Raw genomic sequence first — 19,144 nt, forward strand, 5'->3', positions numbered from 1 at the left:
CATCGACCGTTGCGGCCGATCACTCCAGCTTGCTCATGATCTTGAAAAGGCCGTTATTCGAGGTGACGCCGAGCTTGCGGAACGCCGTGGCCTTTTGCGAGCTGATGGTCTTGACGCTGCGGTTGAACTTGCTGGCGATTTCCGTGATGCTCATGCCCGTCAGGTAACAGCGAATGACCTCTTGCTCGCGCACGGACAGCCATGCCTGCCGCAGCACGTCCGCGCCTGCCGCGCCATGGTTGTTTCCGCCCGATGTGGTGGCATCGACGACCTGGTAGGCCATGTCGGCGCTCAGGTAAACAGCGCCTGCCGCGACGGCCAGGATGGCTTTCACGAGGTCGGCCATGTCCTCGCCCTTGCCGATGAAGCCGCGCGCCCCGACGCGCAGTGCGAGCGACACCGTGGCGGCTTCGTGGTGCGCGGAGAGCACGAGGATGCGGCAGTGCGGAAACCGGGCTTGCAATGCCCGGATCAGCGAGACGCCGTCCATCTCGTCCTGGTCGAGGGAGAAGTCGAGCAGCAGCACGTCCGCCGGCGCCTGGGTTATGCCCCGAATCAGCTCGCGGCTGCTGCCGTAGGCGCCCACCACCTCGATGGCGGGTTCGGCGCCCAGGTGACTGACCAGTCCGTGCCGCACGACCGCGTGGTCGTCCAGCAATGCGATGCGCACGCGACGGGGCGCCTTGGCGTCAGCGGCCGACAACGGGCTGCTCACAGGGTCGCGCGGCTGACGTCGAGCCTGCGCAGCACTGCCGCGTTGCCCAGGAAATCGCTGCTCTCCATGGGCCGCGCCAGCGCATAGCCCTGGCCGACGCGGCAGCCGAGCTCGCACAGCAGCGCGATGGTCGATTCGTCCTCGATGCCTTCGATGACCAGCCGCAGGTTGAAGAGCCGCGCCAGGGTGACGGTGCCGGCAATGATCTCGCGCGACGCTGGCGTCAGCGCCACGGCACGCACCAGGGTGCCGTCGATCTTCATCTCGTCGAAGGGCATCTGTGACAGCAGCGCCAACGTGGCAGAGCCGGCCCCGAAATCATCGAGCGACACCTGGATGCCGCGGGCGCGCAGCGCGGTCAGCGATGCGGAGAGGGTGAGCTCGTCGACCGAGGTGAACTCTTCGGTCAGCTCGATCTTCAGGCGCTGGGCCGGCAGCCCGGCGCGCTTCATCTTGCCGGCCAACCGTTCAGCGAGACCGGGCGTGCAGATGGTCTTGGCGGAGGCGTTCACGGCCAGCGGAATCTCGATGCCGGCCTTGTCGAGCGCGAGCAAGGTCTCGATGGCGCGCTTCTCGATGTAGCTGAACAGCAGCAGGTCGAGCCCGAGGCGATTGACCATCGGGATCAGCACCGCGGGCGGCACTTCGCCGTAGCGGGCGTGCTGCCAGCGGATGAGCACCTCGGCGCCCACCACCGCGCGGCTCGCCAGGTCGTATTGCGGCTGGAACACCACGCGCAGGCCTTCGCCCGAGGTCAGCGCGGCGATGACGTCGTCTTCGGCAGGCGAGTGATCAGGTTCGCTGCGCCGCACGGGAGCAGGAGGCCGCACGGCGTCGAGCAGCCGCTCCAGGCCGGCCTGCAGGGCGCCGATGCCGCTTTCACGAACGATCTGCACCTGGATGCCCGCCGTTCGCGCAAGCCGCGCATGGGAGGCCAGGGCCGTCATCGACACGCCGTTCAGCATGTCGCGCCACTCTTGCGCAGCGCCGTTCGCGGGCTCGGCCGGAGCGCCGTCACCGGTCCAGAGAACGTGGGGCACGAGCTTCAGGCGACCGCTGGCGTTCAGCGCCTTGAGCGCGCTCGGCAGCATGAGGCCGTCGCTGTAGTCCGAGTGAATCTCCGCGACGACCATGTCCGTTTCGTCTTCGAGAACCGCCGAGGTGGCCGCGCCCAGGGTCGCCGCATGCGCTTGCCGGGCCACGCCCAGGCGCGCCAGCTCCGCGGCGGTCCGGCGTGCGAAGTGCCCTTCACGGGCCAGGACGACCACTCGGAACTTCTGGAATTGGTGGGTCGCTTTGACCTTGTTTGGCGTCAATTTTTCTCTCGGTGATGGACGTGCGCGGCGGACTGTATCGGCGCTCTAGGACGACAGGAATCGGAACAGGACTAAAAGCGCCAGCGCATAAACGGCGGCCCTCGAGAACGCCCAATGGGTCACGCATCGCCTGTCCATAGGACATGGACTGGCCGAGAGATACGGAAAGGAGATTTAGTCCAAATCCTATTTTCCCGTGCATCAAGTGTTGCTAACTTTCACCGGGCGCACTGAATCGAACGATTCGATGCGAATCATGTTCGATTTGTCGGTGGAATTATTTTCCTTTGATTTCAAAAAATGAAAGTCATGCAATGCGTACAAGGTTTTTCAACGTTGCTGCAATTCAGGAAGAGGCCAACGACGTTTCAGGTCTCGCGGTAGCGGCCGCGGGGCTCGATTCCCGGAACTCCCACGAGGTCGTTTCGGTGGCGCTGGTCAACTGTGGCTTTCTCGAGCAGACCTCGGTGCTGTCGGAACTGGCCCATGCCAAGTTCGACGTGGTCAAGTTCGGCAGCCCCGGCGAATTCATGACCGGCTTCTGGCGGCACAAGAAGTTTTCGATGCTGGTCATCGCGGCCAGCAACGACGAAGATTTCGACCTGATATCGAAATTCATCGAAGTGGCCAATGCCCCCGCGCTGCTGTTGATAGAGGGCGGCAACTGGACCAAGCTGCTCCCGCTGCAAGCCAACCCGCCGCACATCGACGTGCTGCTTCTCCCGTCGATCAATGGCCCGGAATTGATTTGGCGCATCAAGAAGCTGCTGCGCGGCGCCACACGCGAAACGCATTTCGAGGCCGGCGAGTTTTCGTGGGGCGACTACCGCTTCGTCAATGGCGCGAGAACAGTCGTTTTTGTCCGCGGCCATGAAATCCAGCTGCAGCGGCGCCAATTCATTTTTGCGCTTCTTCTTTTCTCCAACATCGGCCACGTGGTCACGCGCGGCAAGTTGTCGGAGTTCTTCGGCGTGCAGCCCAAGGAAAACTCCCGGGCGCTCGACGTGTGCGCGGTGCACGTGCGCAAGAAGCTGGGGCTGAGCGCCGAAAACGGGCTGGTGCTGCGTGCGGTGTATGGGCTCGGCTACCAGCTCATTCCGGTGTCGAGCGCCGAACGGGCCTCCCGCAAGCTCGTCGACGACGGGACCGAATTCCAGCATGTCGCCGACAGCGCCGTGCCGGCCTTCGCTTCGCGCGACGGACGGCTGAGCAGTTCGCGCGAGCCCGAAGCGTGGGCTTCGCAGGCACGCATGAGCTGAGGGCCCGCGGCGCCGTCGGGCTGCAAGGCTGTTGAAGACAAGCGCAGCCCTTCATTTTTCCGCGCCGCTGCCGATAGTTCTCTATCTACACAACGACAGAGGACTCACATGCTGACCGCCATCGGTGCTTCGAGCACATCCGCTTCCGGCAGCGGCACCGCCGCCGAAGTCGCGAAGATCCAGCGCCAGATCGTCGCTACGCAAAAGCAGATCACCGCCACGCAGAAGACCCTGATCGAAACACCCGAAGGCGATGCGCGCAAGGCCGTGCAGCAGCAACTGCAGTCGCTCAACACGCAGCTCGCCATGCTGCAGGCGCAGCTGAAGGCGATCCAGGCGGCGGCCATGCAGAAAAGCGCGGAGCAGCAGATCGACGCCATGAAGAACGAAGCGGGCGCGAGCAGCAACAACAACCACAGCAGCGCGTTTCGCACCAACGCCAGCGGCGTGCCCATCGGCGGCACGCTCAACGTCGAAGCCTGACAAGGAAAGACGAACCGGCCGGCCTCGGCTTCAGCTGCGCTCCGGCCACCGGTGCCGGGTGCCGCCCGAGCGCCGGTCGGCCTTTTCCGCGATGGCGCCCTGTGCCACCAGTTCGCCGCCGCGCTGCTCCAGGTGCTGCAGGCATTGCAGAAAGATGTCGAGGTGCGCAGGCGCAATGCCCTCGAGCAGGCCGGTGTTCAAGCCCGCGATGCGCGGGAACAGCTGGCCGAACAGCTGCTGGCCCGACGCGCTCAGCCGCACATGCACCTCGCGCCGGTCTTCCGAATCCTGGCGGCGTTCCACCAGCTTTTTCTCGACCAGGCTGCGCAGCCCGCGCGAGGTGCGCACGCGGTCCAGGTGCAGGTGAACGGCCAGCATGGAGGACGTCATCTCGCCTTCCTGCGCGAGCGTGGCGATCATTCCCCACTCGCGGCGCGTGATGCCGAAGCCACCCTCGACCAGCCGCGTGGCCATGCCGCTGCCCGCGCGCATGGCGCGCGACAGCCGGTACAGCAGCAGGTCGTCCAGGGAGCGCGGCGCGCGCAGCGCGGCTGCGTCGGGAAAGGCTTGCATACGGATGGATTAAGAGGAAGCCGGGAGTGTGGTCCGCTCGCCTCGGCGGGCAGGTGATGGATTAGATCAACTGTTTGTGTGTACGTATAAACCGTAACAAATTTGCACGAACAGCAACAGGTCGTGGCGTTCGATTCTCGCCGTGAAGGTCGTGCGCACCCGTCCCGGACCACAAGCCACCCTTCGCAGGAGACTCCCCATGCCCGCATTCTTTTCCAGGCGCCAGCTCATGGCATGGGCCGCCGCCCTGGCCGCTTGCGTCCCCGCGATGCACACCACGGCCCATGCGCAATCCACGGCGCAAGCTCCCGCGCTGGACGGCCCTGTCTCCCTCGTCGTCGGCTACGCGCCCGGCGGCAGCACCGACCGCATCGCGCGGCTGATCGCCGAGCGGCTCACGCCGAAGCTGGGCGTGAAGGTGTCGGTGGAAAACCGCCCCGGCGAAGGCGGCCGGCTCGCCGCCAAGGAAGTGAAGCGCACGCCCGCGGGGCAGAACGTGCTGATGCTCGGCAACCCCGCGGTGATGGTGGTCGCGCCGCTGGTGTTCAAGGACGCGGGCTACGACCCCGACAAAGACTTCGTGCCCGTCTCGCAGGTCAGCAGCTACGACTTCGCGCTGGCCGTGGGCAACAAGTTGCAGCTCGACCGCGCGATGTTCCTGGTGGGCCGGCTCTGGGCGCACCCGGAAGAGGCCGTGTTCGGCGTGCCGGCCACCGGCAGCCTGCCTCACTTCTTCGGGCTGATGCTGGGCGACGCGCTGAGCGTGCAGCCGCAGATCAAGGGCTACGGCGGCTCGGCGCCGCTGTCGGCCGACCTCATCGGCGGCAACCTGCCGATCGCCATCGACACGCTCGACTCGCTCTACGCGCAACACGTGGCGGGCAAGGTGCGCATCCTGGCCGTGTCGGGCAAGAAGCGCGCGGGCTTCGCGCCCCACATCCCGACCTTCCGCGAAGCCGGCATGAAGATCGACGCCGACGGCTGGAACACCTTCTTCGCGCCCAGCACCATGGCCCCTGCCAAGGTGCAGCTGCTGGCCGGCGCCATCCACGACGTGATGAAGGACCCGGGCCTGCAGAAGGCGGCCGACGCGCTCTACATCACGCCCGTGGTCAGCAATGCGGCCGAGACCGCGCAGATGCTCAGGGCCTACCGCCAGCAGTGGGAGCCGGTGGTGCGCCGCTCGGGCTTCCAGCCCTGACGCTGCTCCACGCGAACGGGCCGCGCCACTTCAGGCGACTTCAGGCGGCCAGCGCCCGCATCTCGGCGATGAGGTCGGCCTTGCCTTCGAAGCCGATGCCCGGCAGCGGCGGCAGCGTGACGTAGCCGTTGTCCACCTTCACGCCGTCGGGGAAGCCGCCGTAGGGCTGGAACAGGTCGGGGTAGCTCTCGTTGCCGCCCAGCCCGAGGCCGGCCGCGATGGCCAGCGACATCTGGTGGCCGCCGTGCGGAATGCAGCGCGAAGCCGACCAGCCGTGTTCCTTCAACATCTCCAGCGTGCGCAGGTACTCCACCAGGCCATAGCTCAGCGCGCAGTCGAACTGCAGCCAGTCGCGGTCGGGCCGCATGCCGCCGTGGCGAATGAGGTTGCGCGCGTCCTGCATCGAGAACAGGTTCTCGCCCGTGGCCATCGGTCCGGCGTACACCTCGCCGAGCTTGGCCTGCAACGCGTAGTCGAGCGGGTCGCCGGCCTCTTCGTACCAGAACAGCGGGTACTGCGACAGCGCGCGGCCGTAGTCGACGGCCGTCTGCAGGTCGAAGCGGCCGTTGGCGTCCACCGCCAGCTGCTGGCCGGGGCCGAGGATCTTCAGCACCGACTCGATGCGCGCGCAGTCTTCGGCCAGCGTGGCGCCGCCGATCTTCATCTTCACCACCGAATAGCCGCGCTCCAGGTAGCTGGTCATCTCGCGCTGCAGGCCTTCCACGCCCTTGCCGGGGTAGTAGTAGCCACCGGCCGCGTACACGAACACGCGCGGGTTCGGCGTGCCGTTGCCGTAGCGCTCGGCCAGCAGCTGGTACAGGGGCTTGCCCGCGATCTTGGCCGTGGCGTCCCACACGGCCATGTCGATGGTGCCCACGGCCACCGAGCGCTCGCCGTGGCCGCCGGGCTTCTCGTTGATCATCATGCGGGCCCAGATCTTGTGCGGGTCGAGGTTGTCGCCGGTCTCGTCGAGCAGCGACGCGGGCTCTGCCTCGAGCAGGCGCGGCAGGAAGCGCTCGCGAATCAGCCCGCCCTGGCCGTAGCGCCCGTTGGAGTTGAAGCCGTAGCCGATCACGGGCTTGCCGTCGCGCACCACGTCGGTGACCACGGCCACCAGGCTCAGCGTCATCTTCGAGAAGTCGATGTAGGCGTTGCGGATGTCCGACTTGATGGGGCGGGTCGATTCGAGGATGTTGACGATCTTCATGGTCTTTGCGATGGGTGGGTGGCAGGGGCGCTCGCCATAATTCCGAGGCGTGCCGCATCTTCGGACGGAGGGGCCGCCGCGGTCCAATACTCGAATCGCATACAACTATTCAAAGCAAAGGCGCTGCGCATGGGCCCCGGCAACCGACCCCTCGACCTCGACTGGCTGGAAGACTTTCTCGCGCTGGCCGAGGCCGGCAACTTCTCGCGCGCCGCCAAGGCCCGCGCCATTGCGCAGCCTGCGTTCAGCCGCCACATCCGTTCGCTGGAAGAGTGGGTGGGCGTCGACCTGTTCGACCGCAGCGCGCACCCGACCACGCTCACCGCCGCGGGCCAGCGCTTTCGGCCGCTGCTGGAAGACGTGCTCGCGGGCTTGCAGCACGCCCGCACCCAGGCCCGCGCCGCGCACGACCTGGACGCGGCCAGCCTGAGCTTCGCGGCCACGCACGTGCTGTCCCTGACCTTCTTTCCGCGCTGGCTCGCGGGCGTGGAAGCGCGCCTGAGCATGGGCCCGATCCAGACCATTTCAGACAGCTCGTACGCCTGCGAAGACCTCATGCTGCAGCGCCGTGTGCAGTTCGTGCTGTGCCACGGCCACGCGGGCGCGCCCGGCCGGCTCGACGAGGCGCAGTACCCGGTGCGGCGCCTGAGCGAAGACGTGCTGGTGCCGGTGTCTTCGGCCGACGCCAGCGGCGGGCCGTTGCACGCCCTGGGCACGCAGAAGCCGCCCGCCGTGCTGGCCTACAGCGAGGCCTCGGGCCTGGGCCGCATCATGCGTGCGATGCAGGACGGCGAGTTCGGCAAGCACTTCGCCGCCTCGCTGCCGGTGGTCTTCACCGCCCACCATGCGGCGCTGCTGCGCACCATGGCGCTCGAAGGCCGCGGGCTGGCGTGGCTGCCGATGAGCTTGGTGGCGGACGACCTGCGCAGCGGTGCGCTGGTCGATGCCGGCAAGGATGGAAAGGGCGTAGAGGGAAAGGGCGTAGAGGGAAAGGGCGTAGAGGGAAAGGGCGCAGAGGGCGGCTGGCGCGTGCCCATCGACATCCGCCTGTACCGCCAGCAGGCGCAGATGGCGCCCGTGGCCGAGGCGCTGTGGGCGCTGCTCGACGACGGCGGCGCGGGTCCCGCGAAAGGCTGAGGTCCTCGCGTGCTTCGGTGCGTCAGTTCGCGCAGCGCGCCTCCAACGCATCCAGGAACGAACGGTCCCAGCGGCCTTCCTTCATCGCCTGGATCGTGCGCGCTTCTGTCTCCAGGTGCGCGCGTGCTTTCTCTATCAGCCAACCGGCGTCGCCGGCCGCGAAAGCCATCAGCCCGTCCTGGTCGCCCACCACGATATCGCCCGGGTTCACCACCATGCCGCCGACCGACACCGGCACGTTGATCTCGCCGGGGCCGTCCTTGTACGGGCCACGGTGGTTCACGCCACGCGCGTACACCGGGTAGTCGCGCTCGCGGATCTCCGCCACGTCGCGGATGGCGCCGTCGAGCACCACGCCCACGGTGCCGATGGTGGCGGCATAGAACGACAGGATGCCGCCGATGACCGCATTGGTCACGTCGCCGCCCGCATCGATCACCAGCACATCGCCCGGCCGACAGAACTCGAAGGCCCGCATCATCGTGAAGTTGTCGCCGCCGCGCGTCTTCACCGTCACGGCCGTGCCCGCCATCGTCCGGGCGCCGGGCCGGTGGTAGGGCTGCAGGCCCACGCTGCCGATGTTGCGGTGCATGTTGTCGCTGAGCGCGGCCACCGGAATGTCGTGCAGCGCCGCGATGAGTTCGGGCGCCGCTTGCGGGGCCGAAGGGTTCTTCAAGATGGCCTTGTAGGGCATGGCGTTGTCCTTGTGTTCTCGTGAATCTCTGGGGTCTTGCGAGCGGTGCGCGTTTCAGCGCAGCGCGGCCACGGCGCGTGCGATGCGCTTGCAGCCTTCTTCCAGCGTCTCGATCGACGTGGCGATCGACAGGCGGAAGTAGGGCGACAGCCCGTAGGCGGTGCCCGCGACCACGGCCACGCCTTCGCTCTCCAGCAGGTACATCACCACGTCGCCGTCGGTCTCCAGGCGCTTGCCCCCGGGCGTGGTCTTGCCGATGAGGCCGCCGCAGTTGATGTACAGGTAGAAGGCCCCCGGCGGCGTGGCGCAGCTCAGCCCGGGCACCTGGTTGACGAGCGCCAGCGTGCGGTCGCGCCGCTGCTTGTAGACCGCCACGCTCTCGGCCACGAAGCCCTGGTCGCCGTTCAGCGCCGCGGCGGCCGCGGCCTGGCTCACCGAGCAGCAGTTGCCGGTGGACTGCGACAGCAGCGTGTCCAACGCCTTGATCAGGTCCGCCGGACCTGCCGCGTAGCCGATGCGCCAGCCCGTCATCGCGTAGGTCTTGGAGACACCGTTCACCACCAGCGTGCGCTCGCGCAGCGCGGGCGCAACCGCCAGGATGTGCGGCGTGGCCTCGCCGTCGAAGCGGATGTGCTCGTAGATGTCGTCGGTCATCACCATCACGTGCGGGTGGCGCGCCAGCACTTCGGCCAGCGCGCGGTATTCGGCGGCGGTGTAGCTCGCGCCGGTCGGGTTGCTCGGCGAGTTCACCAGCAGCCAGCGCGTGCGCGGGGTGATGGCGGCCTCGAGTTGCGCGGGCGTCAGCTTGAAGCCGTTGGCCTCGGGGCAGGCCACGGTCACGGGCCTGCCCTCGCAGGCCAGCACCATGTCGGGATACGACACCCAGTACGGCGCCGGAACGATCACCTCGTCGCCCGGCTCCAGCGTGATCGCGAAGGCGTTGTAGATCGCGCTCTTCGCGCCGCTGGTGGCGATGATCTCGTTCATCGCGTAGCGCAGGCCGTTCTCGCGCTCCAGCTTGGCCACGATGGCCTCGCGCAGTTCCACCGTGCCGGCCATCAGCGTGTAGCGCGTGGCGCCGCGCTCGATGGCGGCGGCCGCGGCCTGGCGGATGTGGGGCGGGGTGTCGAAGTCGGGCTCGCCGACCACGAGGTTCACGATCGACTTGCCCTGCCTGCGCAGTTCGTTGGCGCGGTCGGCGGCCGAGGTGCTGGGCGAGGGCTTGATGCGCCGCACGCGGGCGGCAATGCGGGAGGTGGTCACGCGGCTTCCTGGGTTGGGGATGGCATGAGTCGAACGGTACGCACATCGATCACCCGAGGCCAAGACGAGATTGCACTGGTCGTATAGGCGCAGCTTATGACTCATGGTGCGCCCCGATACCGGCCGCGAAGGTGCGGTGCTAGGCTTGGGTTTTGCTTGGGGACAAGGCGTGAACCTGCGACGCCTCAAATATTTCGTGAAGATCGTGGACATCGGCAGCCTCACGCAGGCCGCCGAAGTCCTTTTCATCGCCCAGCCCGCGCTGAGCCAGCAACTGGCCACGCTGGAAGGCGAGGTGCGCCAGCAGCTGCTCGTGCGCACCAAGCGCGGCGTGACGCCCACCGAAGCCGGCAAGGTGCTGTACCGCCATGCGCAGATCATCCTGCGCCAGTGCGAGCAGGCGCGTGTCGACATGGAGGCCGCGGGCGAGGGGCTCTCGGGCCAGGTGTCGGTGGGGCTCGCGCCCGGCACGGCCGCCTCGGCGCTGTCGTTGCCGCTGCTGCGCACCGTGCGCGCGCGGCACCCGGGCATCCTGCTGTACCTGAACGAGAACTACGGCACCACGCTCAGCGAGCTCATCATGAACGGCCGCATGGACCTGGCCGTGCTGTACGGGGACAAGGCCATCCACGGCCTGACCTTCGTGCCGCTGCTGAAGGAGCCGCTGTTCCTGGTCGGCCCGGCCGCCATGCCGGCGCCTTCGCAGCCGGTGAAGCTGGCCGACCTGCGCGACATCGAGCTCTTTCTGCCGCGCCCGTACAACGTGGTGCGCAAGCTGGTGGACGCGGCCTTCGTGCGCGCCGGCATGGTGCCGCGCGTGGTGGCGGAGATCGAGTCGGCCTTCACGCTCACCGCGGCCATTGCCGACGGGCTGGGCGCCACCATCCTGCCGGCGTCGATGGCGCGCGAGGTGGTCGCGAGCTGCGCGGCCTGGCAATTTCCCATCGTCGACCCGGTCATCGAGGCGCCGCTGGCGCTGTGCCAGTCCGACCACCTGCCGCTGTCGGAGCCCGCGCAGGCGGTGAAGGACATCCTGCTCGAACTGGTGGTCGACCTGGCGGGCACCGTGGCCTCGACGCCCGAACCGGAACTGTCGGCTCTGTCATAAGCCGCCCTTATCCCGGCACAGCCATTCCGTCTTGGGCTTTGCGGCCCCGGCCCGTTACCTTTCATGCATGCCGTCACGCGTTCGCGGAACGCGTCGGCCACCACAGCCCCGGGCATGAAGCAGGAACAGATCAAGACGCTCATCGACGCTTTGGCCGCATCGGACCTGGCGGAACTGGAGTTCAGTGAAAACGGCAGCACGCTGCGGCTGGTGAAGCGCGCGGCGTCGGGCGCGCTGCCCCGCGCAGCGGCAGCTGCTTCACGACCCGACGCACGCAAGGCGCCGCGAAGGGCGCCGGAAGATGCGACAGCCCCCGCGGCCTCGAGCACGGAATGCCTGGCCCCGCTGCACGGCGTGGTGCACCTGCAGCCCGCACCCGGCGAACCGCCGTTCGTGCAGCCGGGCCAGGCGGTCGAGGCTGGCGAGTTGCTGTGCGTGATCGAGGCCATGAAGATGTTCAACGAGGTGCGCGCCGAGCGCGCCGCGACCGTGCTACAGGTGCTCGCGCAGTCGGGCCAGGAAGTGGAAGCGGGCCAGCCCCTGTTCCGCTTCGCCTGAGGAGGCACGCGCCATGTTCGACACCGTGCTCATTGCCAACCGCGGCGAGATCGCCCTGCGCATCCAGCGCGCCTGCCGGGGACTGGGCCTGCGCACGGTGGTCGTGCATTCCGAGGCCGACCGCGACGCGATGTATGTCGCGCAGGCCGACCAGGCGCTGTGCATCGGCCCGGCGGCGCCGGCGCTGAGCTACCTGAACCAGTCCGCCATCCTGTTCGCCGCCGAGGTGAGCGGCGCGCAGGCCATTCACCCGGGCTACGGCTTCCTCTCGGAAAACGCGGGCTTCGCCGCGCGCGTCGAGGAGGCCGGCCTGGTCTTCGTCGGACCGAGCGCCGCGTGCATCCGCACCATGGGCGACAAGGTCTCGGCCAAGCGCGCGATGCGCAAGGCCGGCGTGCCCTGCGTGCCCGGCCCCGACGAGCCGCTGCCCGACGACCCGGCCGCCGTGCTGGCGCTGGCGCGCGACATCGGCTACCCGGTCATCGTGAAGGCCGCGGGCGGCGGAGGCGGGCGCGGCATGCGCGTGGTGCACGAGGAAGCCGCGCTGCTGCACGCCATGGCGCTCACGCGCGAAGAAGCGCGCCAGGCCTTCGGCAACCCCGAGGTCTACATCGAGAAGTTCCTGCTGCACCCGCGCCACGTGGAGATCCAGGTGCTGGCCGACAGCCACGGCCATGCCGTGTGGCTCGGCAGCCGCGACTGCTCGCTGCAGCGGCGCCACCAGAAAGTGATCGAGGAGGCGCCCGCGCCGGGCATCGACGAGGCGCTGCTGGCCGAGGTGGGCGAGCGATGCGCGGCCGCGTGCCGGCAGATCGGCTACTGCGGCGTGGGCACCTTCGAGTTCCTGTACGAGCGCGGCGCCTTCTATTTCATCGAGATGAACACCCGCCTGCAGGTCGAGCACCCGGTGACCGAGATGACCACCGGCATCGACATCGTGCAGCAGCAGTTGCGCATGGCGCGCGGCGAGCGCCTGCGGCTGGCGCAGGCCGACGTGCGCTGCCAGGGCCACGCCATCGAGTGCCGCATCAACGCCGAGAACCCCGACACCTTCGCGCCCGCGCCGGGCCGCATCACCGGCTGGCAGGTGCCCGGCGGCTTCGGCGTGCGCGTCGATTCGCATGCCGGCGCCGGCTACCGCGTGCCGCCGTACTACGACTCGATGATCGCCAAGCTCATCGTGCACGGCGACAGCCGCGCCGACGCGCTGGAGCGCATGCGACTGGCGCTGGCCGAGACGCGCGTGGAGGGCATCGACACCAACGTGGCGCTGCACCGCGCGCTGCTGCGCGACGCGGGTTTTGCGGAAGGCGGCGTCGACATCCACCACCTCGAACGCTGGCTGCAGCAAAGGAGCGCGGCGTGAGCGCAAAGACATCCACGACGTCACCGTCCATCAGCCTGCTGGGCACCACCGCTTTGCTGTTCGAGGCGCCCGGCGACATGGACCTGCCCTCGCAGCAGCGCATCTGGGCGCTGGCGCACGAGGCCGAGCGCTGGCCCGAGGTGCGCGAGGCCGTGCCCGGCATGAGCAACCTGATGCTCACCTTCACCCGCCCGCCGCGCCAGCTCGACGCACTGCGCACGCGCCTGTGCGAGGCCTGGGCCGCCGCCACCGCCTTGCAGCGCGAAGGCCGCGTGGTCGAGCTGCCCGTGGTCTACGGCGGCGAGGGCGGCCCGCACATGGCCGACGTGGTGGCCCACACCGGCCTGAGCGTGGAGGCCATCGTCGAGTTGCACAGCGCGCCGCTGTACCCGGTGTACGCGCTGGGCAGCCACCCCGGCTACTGCTACCTGGGCGGCATGGACGCGCGCATCGCCACGCCGCGGCGCAAGGTGCCGGTGCTCAGCATCCCGGGCGGGGCCGTGTCCATCGGCGGCGCGCAGACCGGCGTGTCGGCCTCGGCCGGCCCCAGCGGCTGGAACACCATCGGCAGCACATCGATGGTGTTCTTCGACCCCGCGCAAGACCCGCCCGCGATGCTGCAGCCGGGCGACATGATCCGATTTCGCGTGGAGGGCATCGTCCGATGATCGAAGTACTCTCGTCGGCGGCGCTCGCCACCGTGCAGGACCTGGGCCGCACCGGCAGCCTGCGCTGGGGCGTGGGCACCTCGGGCGCCATGGACAACCTGGCCCTGGCCGCGGGCAACCTGCTGCTGGGCAACGCGCTGGACGTGGCGGCCATCGAAGTGCCGGTGTTTCCGTTCAAGGTACGCTTCGACGAAGACTGCGCCTTCGCGCTCACCGGCGCCGACTGCGCGGCCCGCCTCGACGATCAGCCGCTCATGCCCTGGTGGGTGCACCAGGCACGCGCCGGGCAGGTGCTCGCGCTCGGCCTGCCGCAGGGCGGCGCCCAGCGCGGCAGCCGCGCCGTGCTGTGCGTGGCCGGCGGCATCGACGTGCCCGAGGTGCTGGGCTCGCGCAGCACGCAGCTGCGTGGCGCCTTCGGTGGCCATGAAGGCCGCGCGCTGCGCCGCGGCGATGTGTTGCGTGCCGTGGGTGGAGCGGGTGCGGCAGCTGCATCGGGTGCCACGCAACCCGGCCGCACTGGCTTCGGCCTGGTTCCCCCCGCGCTCGCGTTGCCGCTGCAGCGCGACGGCGTGCCCGCGGTGCGCGTGCTCCCCGCGGCCGAATACCTGTCGTTCGAGCCACGGTCGCGCGACGCCTTCTGGTCCGCCGACTGGAAGATCACCCCCCAGAGCGACCGCTACGGCTACCGCCTCGAAGGCGAGGCCCTGCGCCCCATCGCGCCCATGGAACTGCGCTCGCACGGCATCGTGCCCGGCGTCATCCAGGTGCCGCACAGCGGCCAGCCCATCATCCAGATGCGCGACGCCCAGCCGTCGGGCGGCTACCCCAAGTTCGGCACCGTGATCGAGGCCGACATGTGGCGCCTTGGACAGGCCCCGATCGGGAGCCGCGTGCGTTTCATCGAAGCCACGTGGGACGAGGCGCTCGACGCGCTGGACGAAGTGCGTGCGTGGCTCGACAAGGTGGCGCGTGTGGTGGCGCTTCATCGGGGAGCGCCTCGTGTCTGAGCGCCGTGATCTTTGTGCGCACGCCCCGAACGAGGTGCCGGGAAAGCCCGACATGCAGGACACGTCGCAGCGTGCGGCGGAGCTGGCGGCGTGGCTGGCGAGCACGGACATCGACCTGCTGGAGCTGCGCACCCCGCACGGCACCTTGCGACTCGGCAGGCAAGGGAACGACATCGTCGAGCTGCCGGGACAAGAGGAAGAAGCAGACGCGACAGGCGAAAAAGACGAAGCAGCCGAAACAGAAACCGTCGCAGTCAAGGCTTCGTCGGTCGGCGTGTTTCTGCGCAGCCATCCGCTTGCCACGCAACCCCTTGCAAGCGTCGGCCAGCATGTGCAGGCAGGCCAGCTCATGGGCTTGCTGAGCATCGGCCCGCTGCTGCTGCCCGTGGCCGCGCCCCAGGCCGGCATCGTCGACGCCATGCATGTGCAGGGCGGCGTCGCGGTCGGCTACGGCACCGCCCTCGTCGACCTGCATCCCCTCTGACCCCGAACCGAAGCGACAAGGACTCCCCATGGACATCGACCTCAACGCAGACCTCGGCGAAGGCTTCGGACCCTGGCGCATGGGCGAGGACGAGGCGCTGCTGGACATCGTTTCTTCCGCCAACGTCGCCTGCGGCTTTCACGCGGGCGACCCGGTCATCATGGACCGCACCGTGCGCATGGCGCGGCAGCGCGGCGTCGACGTGGGCGCGCACGTGGGCTTTCCGGACCTCGTGGGCTTCGGGCGCCGGCCCATGCAGATCGAGACGAAGGAGCTCGTGAGCTACGTGCTCTACCAGTTGAGCGCGCTCGACGGCATGGCGCGCACGGCCGGGCACCGCATGACGCACATGAGCTTCCATGGCGCGCTCGGCAACATGGCCGCCGCCGACGCCGCGCTGGCCGGGCCGCTGGTGCGCGCCGTGGCCGACTTCGATCCGTCGCTCACCGTCAGCACCTCCGCCAGCGCCGCCATCGAAGGCGCGGCCGAGCGCTGCGGGCTGCGCGTGCGCACCGTGTTCCTGGCCGACCGGGCCTGCGGCGACGACGGCCTGCTCGTGCCGCGCAAGCTGCCCGGCGCCGTCATCCACGCGCAAGACGCCGTGCTCGCGCGCGTGCGCCAGCTGCTCGAAGACGGCACCGTCACCAGCTACACCGGCAACAGACTGCCGATGCGCGCGCACTCCATCCTGCTGCACGGCGACATGCCCGGCGCGGTCGAGCTGGCGCGCGCCGTGCGTGGGGTGGTCGAGCAGGCCGGGCGCATCGTGCCCATCTCCAGGCAATCGGCGTGAGCCGCGACAAAAAGCAAGCACCGCGAACGGGCACGAACATGGTGCTTACCCTTGGTCATATGCACAGATGCCGGGCGACATAAGGGCGGCTTATCGCTCCACAGACAAACCGTCTTGGCGCCGTGCGCGGACGGTCGATACAGTGAATTCCAGGCGCTCGAACGCCCCTTCAAGAAAGAACGCAAGATGCCTTTTTCCGACTACAAGACCGCGCTGGTGACAGGTGCTTCCTCGGGCATCGGCGCCGCCGTTGTCGAGCGCCTCAGCAACGAAGGCCTGAAGGTGCACGCGCTCGCGCGCAGCGCCGACAAGCTGGCCGAACTGGCGCAGCGCACCGGCTGCACCGTGCATGCCATCGACGTGAGCGACCTCGCCGCCGTGACGCGGCTCGCGCAGGAGGTCGAGTTCGACGTGCTGGTCAACAACGCCGGCGTGGACCGCCCCGGCTCCATCCTCAAGGCCGACGCCGAAGGCATCGACCTGCTGGTGGACGTGAACCTGCGCGCCGTGCTGCACCTGTGCCGGCTCGTGGTGCCCGGCATGGTGGCGCGCGACCGCGGCCACGTGGTCAACATCAGCTCCATTGCCGCGGCCTACAACTTCGGCGGCAACAGCACCTACCACGCCACCAAGGCGGCCGTGAGCATGCTGTCGCGGCAGCTGCGCATCGACGTGTTCGGCAAGCGCGTGCGCGTCACCGAGATCTGCCCCGGCCGCGTGGCCACCGACATCTTCGCGCACGTGCACGGCGACTCCGAAGACACGCGCAAGCGCTTCGTCGAAGGCTTCGAGCTGCCGCAGGCCGAAGACATCGCCAACGCCATCGCCTTCTGCATCGCTGCGCCCATCGCGGTGAACGTGGGCCACATGGAAATCACGCCCACGCTGCAGGTGCCGGGCGGGCTGCAGACCACGCGGCCCGAGGCGCCGCAGGCCTGACGTCCCGCGCCATTCACGTCATTCACGCCATGCAAGCCGAGCAAGCCACGCCAAGGAACCGCGCATGAAGGACTTCGACCTGCTGGCGATCCTGCTGAAGCCCGAGTTCGGCGCCATGCTGCTGCACGGCCTGATGCAGACGCTGAAGATCGCGGCCGGCTCCTGGCTGCTCGCCATGGCCATGGCCGTGGTGCTGCTGGTGGTGCGCCTTACCACCCACCGCATCGCCGAGCGCGTGGTGGCCGCCTATGTGTCCTACCACCGCAACGTGCCCACGCTGGTGCAGCTCATGTTCTGGTACTTCGGCATCTTCAGCCTGCTGCCCGACGCGCTGCAGGGCTGGCTGTCGGTGCACAACGCCGAGACCCTGCTGTCGATCGTCGCGCTCGGGCTGTGCCAGGCCGCCTATTTCAGCGAAGACATGCGCTCTGGCCTGCGCGCCATCCCGTCGGGCCAGGCCGAGGCCGCGCGCGCGCTGGGCCACGGCTACATCGGCTCGATGCGCCACGTGATGCTGCCGCAGGCCATCCGCAACGCGGTGCCGGCGCTGGTGAACCACAGCGTGTCGCTGTTCAAGAACAGCAGCCTGGCCATGGCCATCGGCGTGGCCGAGCTCACGCACGCGGTGAAGGAAATAGAGAGCCAGAGCTTTCGCACCTTCGAGGCCTACAGCGTGGCCACCGTGCTGTACCTGGTGTGCTCGCTGCTCATCATGGCCGTGGGCGGCTGGCTGGCGCGGCGCTACCGCATCGTCGGCGCCAGGTAGAAAAAAGCAACGCAGCCGGAACACACGATGTACAGCGTCTACGAAATCCTTCGCGACAACTGGCTGCTGCTGCTGGTCGGCCAGTACCCGAGCGGCCCGCTCGGCGGCATCGTCGCCACCTTGATTCTTTCGGTGCTCGGCATCGTGCTGGCGTTTCCGCTGTCGGTGCTGCTGGCGCTGGCGCGGCTGTCGCCCTGGCGGCTGCTGCGCTGGCCGGCCACGGTGCTGGTGTACGTGGTGCGCGGCGTGCCGCTGCTCATGGTGATCCTGTGGGTGTACTTTCTGGTGCCCATCCTCATCGGGCGCGAGGTGTCGGGCTTCACCACCATGCTGTGCACGCTGGTGATCTACGAGGGCGCCTACCTGTCGGAGGTGGTGCGCGCCGGCATCCTGTCGCTGCCCAAGGGGCAGGCCGAGGCGGCGCGTGCGCTGGGCCACAGCCACCTGGGCACCATGTGGTTCGTCATCTTGCCGCAGGCGCTCTACAACATGCTGCCCAGCATGCTGAGCCAGTTCATCTCCACCATCAAGGAGACCACGCTGGGCTACGTGATCAATGTGCAGGAGCTCACCTTCGCGGCCAACCAGATCAACAACCAGCTGCTGACCAAGCCGTTCCAGGTGTTCTTCATTCTGGCGCTGACCTACTACGTGGTGTGCTTCAGCCTCACGCAGCTCGCGCAGTGGCTGGAGCGGCGCATCGCGCACAAGCGCCTGGGCGCCGTGGCGGCGCCTGGCGGGGCGGGGGCCGCGACTTTCCCTGGTTCGCCTGTTCCGCCTGCCTCCGCTGTCTCTGCTGTTCCTCCCGTTCCCCCCGTGGCGACCTTGCCATGACGCCCAAGGACGACCCCATGATCCTGTTCTCCGACATCAACAAGTGGTACGGCGACTACCAGGCGCTGGCCGACATCAACGCCGAGGTGAAGAAGGGCGAGGTGGTGGTGGTCTGCGGGCCTTCGGGCTCCGGCAAGTCGACGCTGATCCGCACCGTGAACCGGCTGGAGGAAGTGAAATCGGGCCAGCTGCTGTTCGACGGCCACGACATCCACGCGCCCATGAGCAGCAAGGCGCTCAACCGGCTGCGCAGCCGCATCGGCTTCGTGTTCCAGAGCTTCAACCTGTTCCCGCACCTGTCGGTGCTGGAGAACATCATGCTGTCGCCCATGCGCGTGCTGGGCGTGAAGCGCGCCGACGCGAGGGCCAAGGCCGGCCAGCTGCTGGAGCGCGTGGGCCTGTCGAACAAGGCCGGGGCCTACCCCGCGCAGCTCTCGGGCGGCCAGCAGCAGCGCGTGGCCATCGCGCGCGCGCTGGCCATGGAGCCGCCGGCCATGCTGTTCGACGAACCCACCAGCGCGCTCGACCCCGAGATGGTCGGCGAAGTGCTGTCGGTGATGCGCGGCCTGGCACACGACGGCATGACCATGATGTGCGTCACCCACGAGATGAACTTCGCCCGCGAGGTGGCCGACCGCGTCTGGTTCATGGACGCCGGCCGCATCCTGGAGACGGCCGACCCGGCCACCTTCTTCAGCAGCCCGCAGCATCCGCGCGCGCAGCGCTTCCTGTCGGACCTGCGCGCGCACTGAGTTCCCGCCGTTCTCTTCTTC

At 68.5% G+C, this 19,144-nt stretch carries 21 protein-coding genes; 15 read left to right on the forward strand and 6 right to left on the reverse strand.

Going from position 1 to position 19,144, the window contains the following annotated elements; genetic code table 11:
* Positions 1 to 19: 19 nt before the first annotated feature.
* The gene (locus AB6807_RS29535; RefSeq protein WP_371087335.1) at positions 20 to 703 is read right to left on the reverse strand and encodes a response regulator; all 684 of its coding nucleotides are present in this window, start codon (positions 701 to 703) and stop codon (positions 20 to 22) included.
* Between the two features lie 8 nt (positions 704 to 711).
* Complete coding sequence (locus AB6807_RS29540; RefSeq protein ID WP_371087336.1) at positions 712 to 1,983, reverse strand: EAL domain-containing protein; 1,272 nt, start codon at positions 1,981 to 1,983, stop codon at positions 712 to 714.
* Between the two features lie 335 nt (positions 1,984 to 2,318).
* Between AB6807_RS29540 and AB6807_RS29545 the strand changes: the two genes are divergently transcribed.
* Positions 2,319 to 3,290, forward strand: coding sequence for a helix-turn-helix domain-containing protein (locus tag AB6807_RS29545; protein WP_371087337.1), 972 nt, complete (start codon positions 2,319 to 2,321; stop codon positions 3,288 to 3,290).
* Between the two features lie 108 nt (positions 3,291 to 3,398).
* Positions 3,399 to 3,773: a FlxA-like family protein gene (locus tag AB6807_RS29550; RefSeq protein ID WP_371087338.1), complete on the forward strand. Its 375-nt coding sequence runs from the start codon at positions 3,399 to 3,401 to the stop codon at positions 3,771 to 3,773.
* A 30-nt stretch (positions 3,774 to 3,803) separates the two neighbouring features.
* On the opposite strand, the gene AB6807_RS29555 is transcribed toward AB6807_RS29550, so the two are convergent.
* Entirely contained in the window at positions 3,804 to 4,346 is a 543-nt protein-coding gene (locus tag AB6807_RS29555) for a MarR family winged helix-turn-helix transcriptional regulator (RefSeq protein WP_371087339.1), read from the reverse strand.
* Between the two features lie 199 nt (positions 4,347 to 4,545).
* Between AB6807_RS29555 and AB6807_RS29560 the strand changes: the two genes are divergently transcribed.
* Positions 4,546 to 5,547 carry a tripartite tricarboxylate transporter substrate-binding protein gene (locus AB6807_RS29560; protein WP_371087340.1) on the forward strand — a complete coding sequence of 334 codons (1,002 nt, stop codon included), beginning with the start codon at positions 4,546 to 4,548 and terminating at the stop codon, positions 5,545 to 5,547.
* 40 nt (positions 5,548 to 5,587) lie between these two features.
* Here the strand turns inward: AB6807_RS29560 and AB6807_RS29565 are convergent, their stop codons facing one another.
* Positions 5,588 to 6,754: a mandelate racemase/muconate lactonizing enzyme family protein gene (locus AB6807_RS29565; protein ID WP_371087341.1), complete on the reverse strand. Its 1,167-nt coding sequence runs from the start codon at positions 6,752 to 6,754 to the stop codon at positions 5,588 to 5,590.
* Between the two features lie 129 nt (positions 6,755 to 6,883).
* Here AB6807_RS29565 and AB6807_RS29570 point away from each other — a divergent pair, with 129 nt between their 5' ends.
* The gene (locus AB6807_RS29570) at positions 6,884 to 7,891 is read left to right on the forward strand and encodes a LysR family transcriptional regulator (RefSeq protein ID WP_371087342.1); all 1,008 of its coding nucleotides are present in this window, start codon (positions 6,884 to 6,886) and stop codon (positions 7,889 to 7,891) included.
* Between the two features lie 22 nt (positions 7,892 to 7,913).
* Here AB6807_RS29570 and AB6807_RS29575 read toward each other — a convergent pair whose 3' ends face one another.
* Together AB6807_RS29575 and AB6807_RS29580 are read right to left on the reverse strand one after the other, a co-directional pair.
* Positions 7,914 to 8,585, reverse strand: a complete 672-nt coding sequence (locus AB6807_RS29575; RefSeq protein ID WP_371087343.1) for an RraA family protein — start codon at positions 8,583 to 8,585, stop codon at positions 7,914 to 7,916.
* A 54-nt stretch (positions 8,586 to 8,639) separates the two neighbouring features.
* The gene (locus tag AB6807_RS29580) at positions 8,640 to 9,848 is read right to left on the reverse strand and encodes an aspartate transaminase (protein WP_371087344.1); all 1,209 of its coding nucleotides are present in this window, start codon (positions 9,846 to 9,848) and stop codon (positions 8,640 to 8,642) included.
* Positions 9,849 to 10,017: 169 nt separating this feature from the next.
* On the opposite strand from AB6807_RS29580, the gene nac reads away from it, so the two are divergent.
* The 11 genes from nac to AB6807_RS29635 all read left to right on the forward strand — a co-directional run bounded on the left by nac (position 10,018) and on the right by AB6807_RS29635 (position 19,123).
* A complete protein-coding gene (nac, locus tag AB6807_RS29585; RefSeq protein ID WP_371087345.1) occupies positions 10,018 to 10,956 on the forward strand; it encodes a nitrogen assimilation transcriptional regulator NAC in 939 nt (312 codons plus the stop codon).
* A gap of 114 nt (positions 10,957 to 11,070) precedes the next feature.
* A complete protein-coding gene (locus AB6807_RS29590) occupies positions 11,071 to 11,514 on the forward strand; it encodes an acetyl-CoA carboxylase biotin carboxyl carrier protein subunit (protein WP_371087346.1) in 444 nt (147 codons plus the stop codon).
* Positions 11,515 to 11,527: 13 nt separating this feature from the next.
* The gene (gene accC, locus AB6807_RS29595) at positions 11,528 to 12,880 is read left to right on the forward strand and encodes an acetyl-CoA carboxylase biotin carboxylase subunit (RefSeq protein WP_371087347.1); all 1,353 of its coding nucleotides are present in this window, start codon (positions 11,528 to 11,530) and stop codon (positions 12,878 to 12,880) included.
* On the forward strand, positions 12,877 to 13,548 hold the full coding sequence (pxpB, locus tag AB6807_RS29600; RefSeq protein WP_371087348.1) for a 5-oxoprolinase subunit PxpB: 672 nt from the start codon (positions 12,877 to 12,879) through the stop codon (positions 13,546 to 13,548). Before accC ends, pxpB begins: the two co-directional genes overlap by 4 nt.
* Positions 13,545 to 14,555 carry a biotin-dependent carboxyltransferase family protein gene (locus AB6807_RS29605; RefSeq protein ID WP_371087349.1) on the forward strand — a complete coding sequence of 337 codons (1,011 nt, stop codon included), beginning with the start codon at positions 13,545 to 13,547 and terminating at the stop codon, positions 14,553 to 14,555. Before pxpB ends, AB6807_RS29605 begins: the two co-directional genes overlap by 4 nt.
* Entirely contained in the window at positions 14,518 to 15,039 is a 522-nt protein-coding gene (locus tag AB6807_RS29610) for an acetyl-CoA carboxylase biotin carboxyl carrier protein subunit (RefSeq protein ID WP_371087350.1), read from the forward strand. Before AB6807_RS29605 ends, AB6807_RS29610 begins: the two co-directional genes overlap by 38 nt.
* 28 nt (positions 15,040 to 15,067) lie before the next feature.
* Positions 15,068 to 15,832, forward strand: a complete 765-nt coding sequence (locus AB6807_RS29615) for a LamB/YcsF family protein (RefSeq protein WP_371087351.1) — start codon at positions 15,068 to 15,070, stop codon at positions 15,830 to 15,832.
* A 186-nt stretch (positions 15,833 to 16,018) separates the two neighbouring features.
* Positions 16,019 to 16,771 (forward strand): SDR family oxidoreductase, encoded by a 753-nt coding sequence (locus AB6807_RS29620; protein ID WP_371087352.1) that lies wholly within the window; start codon positions 16,019 to 16,021, stop codon positions 16,769 to 16,771.
* A 64-nt stretch (positions 16,772 to 16,835) separates the two neighbouring features.
* Positions 16,836 to 17,537: an amino acid ABC transporter permease gene (locus tag AB6807_RS29625; protein WP_371087353.1), complete on the forward strand. Its 702-nt coding sequence runs from the start codon at positions 16,836 to 16,838 to the stop codon at positions 17,535 to 17,537.
* 27 nt (positions 17,538 to 17,564) lie between these two features.
* On the forward strand, positions 17,565 to 18,371 hold the full coding sequence (locus tag AB6807_RS29630; protein ID WP_371087354.1) for an amino acid ABC transporter permease: 807 nt from the start codon (positions 17,565 to 17,567) through the stop codon (positions 18,369 to 18,371).
* Positions 18,372 to 18,388: 17 nt separating this feature from the next.
* Positions 18,389 to 19,123 (forward strand): amino acid ABC transporter ATP-binding protein, encoded by a 735-nt coding sequence (locus AB6807_RS29635; RefSeq protein WP_371087355.1) that lies wholly within the window; start codon positions 18,389 to 18,391, stop codon positions 19,121 to 19,123.
* Positions 19,124 to 19,144: the final 21 nt, after the last annotated feature.

Origin of the sequence: Variovorax sp. RCC_210, assembly GCF_041355175.1 — a bacterium.
GTDB lineage: Bacteria > Pseudomonadota > Gammaproteobacteria > Burkholderiales > Burkholderiaceae_C > Variovorax.